This is a genomic window from Amnimonas aquatica, from assembly GCF_002943415.1.
GTDB lineage: Bacteria > Pseudomonadota > Gammaproteobacteria > Pseudomonadales > Moraxellaceae > Perlucidibaca > Perlucidibaca aquatica_A.
In genome coordinates this window covers 1-5,596 of record NZ_PTQZ01000115.1, presented here as the reverse complement: position 1 = coordinate 5,596, position 5,596 = coordinate 1, and the positions used below count along the sequence as shown (strand labels likewise).

At 70.0% G+C, this 5,596-nt stretch carries 6 protein-coding genes; 2 read left to right on the top strand and 4 right to left on the bottom strand.

Features of this window, described 5'->3' with window-relative positions:
* Nucleotides 1–856, top strand: an 856-nt coding sequence (gene pbpG, locus C5O18_RS05815; RefSeq protein WP_206389748.1) for a D-alanyl-D-alanine endopeptidase, incomplete at its 5' end; no start/stop codon positions are given.
* An 80-nt stretch (nt 857–936) separates the two neighbouring features.
* Here pbpG and C5O18_RS05810 read toward each other — a convergent pair.
* Both C5O18_RS05810 and recQ read right to left on the bottom strand, forming a co-directional pair.
* A complete protein-coding gene (locus C5O18_RS05810; RefSeq protein ID WP_105192286.1) occupies nt 937–1,728 on the bottom strand; it encodes a M48 family metallopeptidase in 792 nt (263 codons plus the stop codon).
* Nucleotides 1,725–3,662, bottom strand: coding sequence for a DNA helicase RecQ (recQ, locus tag C5O18_RS05805; protein ID WP_241146754.1), 1,938 nt, complete (start codon nt 3,660–3,662; stop codon nt 1,725–1,727). The genes C5O18_RS05810 and recQ overlap by 4 nt, the downstream gene beginning before the upstream one ends.
* 65 nt (nt 3,663–3,727) lie before the next feature.
* On the opposite strand from recQ, the gene C5O18_RS05800 reads away from it, so the two are divergent.
* Nucleotides 3,728–4,291: a YecA/YgfB family protein gene (locus tag C5O18_RS05800; protein ID WP_158249280.1), complete on the top strand. Its 564-nt coding sequence runs from the start codon at nt 3,728–3,730 to the stop codon at nt 4,289–4,291.
* 50 nt (nt 4,292–4,341) lie between these two features.
* On the opposite strand, the gene trhO is transcribed toward C5O18_RS05800, so the two are convergent.
* Nucleotides 4,342–5,184 (bottom strand): oxygen-dependent tRNA uridine(34) hydroxylase TrhO, encoded by an 843-nt coding sequence (gene trhO / locus C5O18_RS05795; protein ID WP_241146755.1) that lies wholly within the window; start codon nt 5,182–5,184, stop codon nt 4,342–4,344.
* Nucleotides 5,109–5,507, bottom strand: coding sequence for a BolA family protein (locus C5O18_RS10860; RefSeq protein WP_478209680.1), 399 nt, complete (start codon nt 5,505–5,507; stop codon nt 5,109–5,111). Before C5O18_RS10860 ends, trhO begins: the two co-directional genes overlap by 76 nt.
* Nucleotides 5,508–5,596: the final 89 nt, after the last annotated feature.

Sequence of the window (5,596 nt, the reverse complement as noted above, 5' to 3'; positions counted from 1 at the left end):
CTCGACCGCCAAGAAAGCCGCCGTCGCCGCCCCCGTGGTGCTGTCCGCCGCCGAAATCGCCGCCCAGCAGCGCCGTGCCGGCCCGGACCTCATCGAAAGCCGCCTCGACGTGCCGCTGGCCATCGAGTCGCGAGCCGCGCTCATCACCAATGCCCGCACCGGCGAAGTGCTGTACGCCAAGAACGTGCACCAGAGCATGCCCATCGCCTCCATCACCAAGCTGATGACGGCCATGATCGTGCTCGACGCCGGTCTCGACCTGAACGACCCCATCACCATCACCGAGGCCGATGTCGACCATCTGCGCCACACGCATTCGCGCCTCAGCGTCGGCACCACGCTGACGCGTGCAGACATGCTGCTGCTCGCGCTCATGGCCTCGGAGAACCGCGCCGCCTCGGCGCTCGCCCGCACCTATCCGGGCGGCCTGTCGGCGGCGCTCGACGCCATGAACCGCAAGGCCCGCAGCCTGGGCATGCCGAACACCCACTTCTACGACGGCACCGGCCTGCACGGCGGCAACGTGTCGACGCCGGGCGAGCTGACCAAGATGGTCCAGGCCGCCTACCGCTACCCCGACATCCGCGCCTTCTCGACCATGCCGTCCTACCAGGTCACCTCGCGCGGCCAGGTGCTGCAGTACAACAACACCAACGGCCTGGTGAAGAAGCCGGAATGGGACATCGGCGTGTCCAAGACCGGCTTCATCAACGAGGCCGGCCGCTGCCTGGTCATGATGGCCCACATCGAGGACATGCCGGTGGTGATCGTGCTCATGGACTCGTGGGGCAAGTACACCCGCATCGGCGACGCCAACCGCGTCAAGAAGTGGCTGGAAGTCGCCCTGCGCAGCTGATCGCCAGAGTCACCCGCGGTGAGCCGGCGCCCCCGCGTCAGCTCGCGCACCGCCGTGCCGTCAGCCCCGCCTAGGCCGTCTCAGCCGCCGCGCAGGCGCTCCGCCCACTGCTTCATGTCATCGCGGCGCGCGCGCCAGTCCGGACACAGGTGCTCCTGCCAGGCATAGAAGCGCGGGCCGTGGTTGAACTCGCGCAAATGACTCATCTCGTGGCAGATCACGTAGTCGCGGCAGGCCGGCGGCACATGCATGAGCTGCGTGCTCAGGGTCATGCGGCCGTCGCGCGAGCAGCTGCCCCAGCGCGAGCGCATGTGCCGCAGGCGCAGGTCCGACGGCCGCCAGTCCTCGCCGAAACGCGCCACCAGCGCATCGACGCTGGCCGGCAGCACCTCGGCCGCGCGCGCCGACTGCCAGCGCAGCAGGGCATCGGCAATGGCGGCCGAGTCGCCGGCCAGAGCGGCGGACACCCACAGGCCGCCGTCATGCAGCGCCACCCGGGTACGCAGCGAAACCCCCGGCAGGCGCTGGCCGGGCGCCAGACAGCGCACCGGCAGCGCCTCGCCCTCGTGCCACCAGCTGCGGCCATCACCCCAGCCCTCGTGCCACTGCGGCCGCGGCCCGCGCGCCGCGATCTCGTCCAGGTGGCGGTGTATCCAGTCCGCGCGGCTGGCGACGAAATCCTCGATGTCACGGCGCGGCAGGCGCAGCGGCGCGCGTACCTGCACATGGCCGTCCTGGCGGATGTGTATGGCCAGGGTGCGGCGCTTGCTGCGCACCAGCTCCCAGGCCGGCAGCGGGCGCACGCCCGCATCGGCCGGAAAGCCGTGCTCCGCCGGCCCGGCCTGCCGGAAAAGGTCGGCCTGCGTGCTCAAGCACCCGCCCCGGACGCGCCATCGACGTGGTCGCGGATCACCGCCAGGAAATCGTCGCCGTAGCGCTCCAGCTTGCTGTCGCCGATGCCGCCGATCTGGCGCATTTCGCGCAGGCTCAGCGGCATGTGCTCGATCATGGCCAGCAGCGTGCTGTCGTGGAAGATGACATAGGGCGGCACGCCCTGCGCCTCCGCCAGCTCGCGCCGCTTCGCGCGCAGCGCCAGCCACAGCGGCTGGTCTGCGGAGGCCACCGAAGCGGCGGCGCGCGAACCGCCACGGGCGCTGCGCTGGGCGGTGAGGGTGTCGCGGTCGCGGCGCAGCGTCAGCGCCACCTCGCCCTTGAGCAGGGCGCGGCAGTCCGGCGACAGACGCAGGGTGCCGTAGCCGTCCGGATCGACCAGCAGCAGGCCCTTGGCCAGCAGCTGCCGGAAGATGCTGCGCCAGGTCTTCAGGCTGGTGTCGCTGCCCTGCCCGAACAGTGCCAGCTGGTCGTGGCGATTGTCGCCGACACGCTCCGAACGCTTGCCGGTGAGCACCTCGACCACGTACTCCACGCCGTAGCGCTGGCCGGTGCGGTAGACCGCCGACAGCGCCAGCCGCGCCGGCTCGGTGGCATCCCAGGTCGCCACCGGCTCGGCGCAGGTGTCGCAGTAGCCGCAGGGCTGCGCCATGTGCTCGTCGAAGTAGCGCAGCAGCAGCTGGCGCCGGCAGTCGGTGGTCTCGCACAGCTGCAGCATGGCGTCGATGCGCCGGCGCTCGTGGCGCTTGTGCTCCTCGCTGCCTTCCGACTGGCTGAGCATCTGCTGGTGCTTGATGACATCCTGCAGGCCGTAGAACAGGCACACGGTCGACGGCAGGCCGTCACGGCCGGCGCGCCCGGTTTCCTGGTAGTAGGCCTCCACGCTCTTGGGCAGGTCCAGGTGCGCGACGAAGCGCACATTGGACTTGTCGATGCCCATGCCGAAGGCGATGGTCGCCACCACGATCACGCCCTCCTCGCGCAGGAAGCGGGTCTGGTTGGCCTCGCGCTCGGCCGCCGGCAGACCGGCGTGGTAGGCCAGCGCCGGGAAGCCGCGCGCGCGCAGCGCCTCCGCCACCTTCTCGGTCTTGGCGCGCGACAGGCAGTAGACGATGCCGGCGTCGCCGGCGTGCTCGCGCTTGATGAAATCGGTGAGCTGCTCCAGCGCGTTCAGGCGCGGCAGCATGCGGTAGAACAGGTTGGGCCGGTCGAAACTGCTGATGAACACTTCCGCCGCTTCCAGCTTCAGCAGACGGACGATGTCGGCGCGCGTGCGCAGGTCGGCGGTGGCGGTCAGCGCCAGGCGCGGCACCTGCGGGAACTGCTCGGCAAGCACCGACAGGCCGAGATAGTCGGCGCGGAAATCATGGCCCCACTGCGACACGCAGTGCGCCTCGTCGATGGCGAACAGCGAAATATCCACGCGCGCCAGCAGGTCCAGCGCGCGCGGCGTCACCAGGCGCTCGGGCGCCATGTAGATCAGGTCGAGGCGGCCGTCGAGCAGCTGCGACTCGATCGCCCGCGCCTCGTGCGCCTCCAGGCTGCTGCTCAGGTAGGCCGCGCGCACGCCCAGCTGCAGCAGCGTGGCGACCTGGTCCTGCATGAGCGAGATCAGCGGCGACACCACCACCGCGGTGCCGCGCCGCATCAGCGCCGGCACCTGGTAGCACAGCGACTTCCCGCCGCCGGTGGGCATCAGCACCAGGGCATCGCGGCCGGATGCCACCGTCTCCACCACATCGGCCTGGCGGCCGCGGAAGTCATCGTAGCCCCAGACATGGCGCAGCGCCTCGCGCGCGCGCAGCTCCGGCGCCATGCCGGCGAGCTGCGCGCGCAGGGCCGCGACCCCCTTGTCGGTACCACCCTGCCGCGATCCGTCGACCGCCGGCACCGTTTCCCACCCATCCAGCATCATGCCTTTTCCCTCGCCGCCGGCGTGCCGGCGACACTACAATGCGGACTCGCACACCGGAGACCGTCATGCACGAACAGTACGCCCTGCCGGGCACCACCCTCGAAGCCCTGGAAACCTTCCTCGACAGCGAGGCCAACGCGCACGGACTGGACTTCATGGGTGCGCACGGCTTCCTCACCGCCCTCACCGTGGGTCCGCGCGGCACGCTCGACGACGACGCCCTGGCCGCCTTCTTCGAGGACGAACAGCCGCTGCCCGACGCCGCCGCCTCGGACGCCCTGCGCGAACAGCTGCGCGCCTGGCAGAAGAGCATCCACGCCGTGCTCTACCACGGCTCGCGCCTGGAACTGCCGTGCACGCTGACCGCGCACCCGACCGAACCCAACGAGCTCAGCGACTGGTGCGTCGGCTTCATGGAGGCCCTGTTCCTCGACGAGGACCGCTGGTACGCCGCCGACGAAGATGAAATCGCCGACCTGACCCTGCCCATGGTGGTGCTGTCCGACCTGGTGGATGATCCCGACCTGCAGGTGCTGCGCCGCGACCGCAAGCTGCTCAAGGACATGACCAGCCAGATTCCCGAGCTGATCACCGCGCTCTACCTGCTGTTCCACGCCCCCGACGCCTGAGGCGTCACGCCGGGCTGCGCCGCGACCCGCGGCGACGGCACGGCGCAGCATCATTCAGCCTTCCCGGCGCGTTCCGCCGCCAGCCGCAGCTGCAGGCGGCGCTCGGCGAAGCGGGCACGCTGCTCTCCGGTCAGCTCGTCATGGCAGGCAGGGCAGCTGATGCCTTCCTCGTATTTCGGCGACTCCCGATCGGCCGGCGTCACCGCGCGGCGGCAGCCGTGGCAGAGCCCGGCCTCGCCCGCCTTCAGCCCGTGGGTCACGCCCACGCGCTCGTCGAACACGAAGCACTCGCCCTGCCACAGGCTCTCCGATTCCGGCACTTCCTCCAGGTATTTCAGGATGCCGCCCTTGAGGTGGTAGACCGTCTCGAAGCCCTGCTGGCGCATGTAGCTCGATGCCTTCTCGCAGCGGATGCCGCCGGTGCAGAACATGGCCACCTTGCGGTGCTTCGCCGGATCGAGCTGCTCGCTCACATAGCGCGGAAATTCGCGGAAGCTGCGCGTCTTCGGATCGACCGCGCCCGCGAAGGTGCCGATGGCCACCTCGTAGTCGTTGCGGGTGTCGATCACCACCACGTCCGGATCGCTGATCAGCGCGTTCCAGTCCTGCGGATCGACATAGGTGCCGACCACCGCGTTCGGGTCCACGAAAGGCACGCCGAGGGTGACGATCTCCTGCTTCAGCTTCACCTTCAGGCGCAGGAACGGGTGCCGGTCGCTGAACGACTCCTTGTGCTCCAGCGCGGCCAGGCGCGGATCGGCGCGCAGCCGGGCGAGCACGGCATCGATGCCGACGCGGGTACCGGAGATGGTGCCGTTCACGCCCTCCTGCGCCAGCAGCAGCGTGCCGCGGATGTCCTGCGCCTGGCACAGCGCCAGCAGCGGCTCGCGCAGGTCGCGGAAATCGTCGAGCCGGGCGAAATGATAGAGCGCGGCCACCACCACGGGCTCATCCAGCGGCTGGCGCGCCCGCACCNGGTGTAGGTGTGCAGCGCCAGGGCGTGCAGGCCGGCCTGCATCTGGTCCTGGAACAGCTGGTAGACGGACTGGTGCCGGGCCACCGGACGCTTGCCGGCGAAAGCTTCGGACACGATGACGAGCTTGTAGTGGGTCTCGGTCCCCGGGCCGCCGTGGTTGTGCGACTCGTTGATGACCTCGAGGTGCTGCAGCGGCAGGGCCTGCTGCAGGCGTTCAGTGATGATCTGGCTGCGCGACATGACGGTTCGGCTCATGGAGCCCGGCCGGCGAGGGGCCGGGGAGGAAACGGGGAACAGCGCTTATTATACGCCTTCCGCCACTCCCCTGC